Origin of the sequence: Ruminococcus sp. (genome assembly GCF_045129435.1) — a bacterium.
In the GTDB taxonomy this organism is placed as follows: domain Bacteria; phylum Bacillota; class Clostridia; order Oscillospirales; family Acutalibacteraceae; genus Ruminococcoides.
The window spans coordinates 1-2,646 of sequence record NZ_JBGVJL010000101.1 but is presented as its reverse complement, the minus strand read 5'-3'; the positions used below and the strand labels follow the sequence as shown (position 1 = coordinate 2,646).

The 2,646-nt window shown below is 36.9% G+C and carries 4 protein-coding genes; all 4 read left to right on the top strand.

Going from position 1 to position 2,646, the window contains the following annotated elements; genetic code table 11:
- The coding region (lspA, locus tag ACJMMI_RS04910) for a signal peptidase II (protein WP_405354051.1) at positions 1-423 on the top strand (423 nt) is incomplete at its 5' end.
- On the top strand, positions 410-1,327 hold the full coding sequence (locus ACJMMI_RS04905) for an RluA family pseudouridine synthase (RefSeq protein ID WP_405354050.1): 918 nt from the start codon (positions 410-412) through the stop codon (positions 1,325-1,327). The genes lspA and ACJMMI_RS04905, both read left to right, overlap by 14 nt.
- Positions 1,328-1,507: 180 nt before the next feature.
- Positions 1,508-1,855 (top strand): 50S ribosomal protein L19, encoded by a 348-nt coding sequence (rplS, locus tag ACJMMI_RS04900; RefSeq protein WP_405354048.1) that lies wholly within the window; start codon positions 1,508-1,510, stop codon positions 1,853-1,855.
- Between the two features lie 70 nt (positions 1,856-1,925).
- Positions 1,926-2,621, top strand: a complete 696-nt coding sequence (gene lepB / locus ACJMMI_RS04895; protein WP_405354047.1) for a signal peptidase I — start codon at positions 1,926-1,928, stop codon at positions 2,619-2,621.
- The last annotated feature ends 25 nt before the right edge of the window (positions 2,622-2,646 follow it).

Sequence of the window (2,646 nt, the reverse complement as noted above, 5' to 3'; positions counted from 1 at the left end):
ATAAAGGTATTGGTGAGTACAAATTTAAAACCAATCGGAAGCATATCGGTAATTGATAATTTGCTTTCTTTTACCTATGTGGAAAACAGAGGTGTTGCGTTTGGCAGTTTTGCAGGAAATAGATGGATATTTGTTGTGCTGACTACAGCTCTTATAGCCGCAATACTCATATATATGTTTAAAAAGAAACCAAAGGGCAGGCTTTTCTATGCTTCTGTTGCACTTATAATCGGTGGCGGAATCGGTAATTTGATTGACAGAATTTTTTATGGATATGTAATTGACTACATCAGTCTTTCATTCTTTCCGCCGGTTTGTAATTTTGCTGATTATTGTATTACTATTGGTACTGTGCTGCTTATGGTTTATGTACTTTTCTTTACAGACTCTACAAAAAAGGATTTAAAAAATGACAAAGCTTGAATTTGTTGCTGACGCAGACAGCGTGAGAATTGACAAGTATATTGCTGATAATGAACCGTCACTAACAAGAACAGCCGCTGCAAAGCTGATTGAACAGGGACTTGTTTTTGTAAACAGTAAAGCTGTCGGTAAAAATTATAAACTTAAAATCGGCGATGTAATTAATCTTGAAATTCCGGATCCGGTGCCATATGAAGCAAAGCCGGAGAATATTCCATTGGAAATCGTGTATGAAGACAATGATTTGCTTGTTGTAAATAAACCTAAGGGAATGGTTGTGCATCCTGCGGCAGGCAATTATGACGGCACACTTGTAAACGCCTTGTTATACCATTGCGGTGATTCTTTATCCGGAATAAACGGTGTTATGCGACCCGGAATTGTGCATAGAATAGACAAAGATACAAGCGGACTGTTGATTGTTGCTAAAAATGATTTTGCACATTTTTCTCTTGCAGACCAGATTAAGGCACATTCATTCACAAGAGAATATGAATCAATTGTATATGGAAATCTCAAGGAAGATGAAGGTACAGTAAATGCACCAATCGGCAGAAGTCAGTATGACCGCAAAAAAATGTGCGTTACCGATAAAAACAGCAAAAACGCAGTTACTCACTATCAGGTGATTGCACGATACAAGGGATATACACATATAAAATGTATTCTTGAAACCGGCAGAACACATCAGATAAGAGTTCATATGGCATACTTAGGACACCCTGTTTCCGGTGACTTAGTGTATGGTGTAAAGAATGAAAAGGTTGATTTTATCGGACAATGCTTACATGCAAGAAAGATTGGTTTTGTTCATCCACGCACTAATGAGTACCTTGAATTTACATCTGATTTACCTGATTATTTTAAGAAATATCTTGAAAAGCTCGAAAAAATTACAAAATAATTTTCTATAAGCACAAAAAACACTTGCTTTTTGTAATGGCTTATGGTAAAATATAAAAGCATTTGAAACCGTCATACCTATGACGAGGTTCAAGTGGCGGTAAAACCGTTATTTTGAAGCAGACATTCCTCTGCACTATTACTTTAGGTACGAATGTCAGAAAAAACAGGAGGAATTATAATGGACGCATTAAAGGCTATTGCTGCAGGATCAGTTAAGGAATCTACACCTAAGTTTAATGTTGGTGACACAGTTAAGGTTTCTGTAAACATCCGTGAAGGCGAAAGAGAAAGAATTCAGATGTTTGAGGGCACAGTTATTGCTAAAAAGGGCAGTGGCGTTGCTGAAACATTTACTGTAAGACGCGTTGCTTACGGCGTTGGCGTTGAGAGAGTATTCCCACTCCACTCACCAAATGTTAAGGACGTGCAGGTTGTTCGTTATGGTAAAGTTCGCAGAAGCAAGCTCTACTATCTCCGTGACAGAGTTGGTAAGGCTGCTAAGGTTAAAGAGCAGATCCGTAAGTAATTTCAAATGTAAGTAAAGGGGCTTTTACAGTCCCTTTTTTACTTATTGTTGTAGTTAGCAGGTGGATAAATTGAGCGAAAATAAAGCAAATACTAACGAAACAGAAAATAACACTGTTGAAAACACAGAGGCAGAGGTTAAAACTGATAATAAAGACGAAAGTTCAGATTATATAGCTTTCAGTAATCCGGAAAAGAATAACGCAAAGAGCAATAAGTTTGTTGCCGCAAAAGCCGACGGCGGTGCATCTAACTTTTATGATTGGATTAAGTCAATCTTATTTGCACTTGTTATTGTTATATTTTGTCTTAACTTCTTTTTCAGACTTGTTGATGTTAAAGGTACATCAATGGTAGAAACTCTCCAAAATGGCGATAAGCTTGTTGTAACAAATTTCAACTACACACCAAAGACAAATGATATTGTTGTTATTTCTCATGGCAAGGAATATACAGAACCGATTGTAAAGCGTGTAATTGCTACTGCAGGCCAAACTTTAAAGCTTGACTACGAAAATGACAGAATTCTTGTTGACGGTGTTGTTCTTGATGAGCCATATCTTGATGTATCAACTTTCTGCAATGTTGAAGCTGATTACGAAATTCCTGAGGTTATTCCGGACGGAATGATTTTTGTAATGGGTGATAACAGAGGCGTTTCAATGGATAGCCGAGATTCAAGAATCGGACTTATCAGTGTTGATAATGTTATAGGAAAGGCTCAGCTTGTAGTTTATCCGTTCTCTGAGTTTAAATATCTTTACTAAAATTTTATTTGACCGATTGATTTAA

Bases quoted from the DNA above. Each gene is read 5' to 3' on its own strand.
- ACJMMI_RS04905 (WP_405354050.1), top strand. From the start codon at position 410: ATGACAAAGCTTGAATTTGTTGCTGACGCAGACAGCGTGAGAATTGAC.
- rplS (WP_405354048.1), top strand. From the start codon at position 1,508: ATGGACGCATTAAAGGCTATTGCTGCAGGATCAGTTAAGGAATCTACA.